Here is a 231-nt window from a genome sequence, read left to right on the forward strand (position 1 = left end):
TCGAGCGTCCAGATCACCATGGAGGACGCCGGAGCCACGGTCGAACTGCGGGTGCCGGCCAAGCCGGCGAAGACCGCACCGATGAAGTCCGTCGAGCAGTGGGAGTCCATGGCGGCGGCGAAGGATGCGCCGAAGACGTTCACGCTCACCCCCGTGCAACCGGTGGAGACGCGCTTCCTGCTGGTCTACCTCTCCGAGCTCCCCTCCGTCGCCAAAGGGGTCTACCGGGGC

General features: G+C 68.0%; 1 pseudogene. It reads left to right on the forward strand.

Annotated features, from left to right (window positions below):
• A pseudogene (locus BN358_RS26250) lies at nucleotides 1-231 on the forward strand (hypothetical protein); the annotation flags it as partial.

The sequence above is a fragment of the Sedimentibacter sp. B4 genome (genome assembly GCF_000309315.1).
Taxonomy (GTDB): domain Bacteria; phylum Bacillota; class Clostridia; order Tissierellales; family Sedimentibacteraceae; genus Sedimentibacter; species Sedimentibacter saalensis.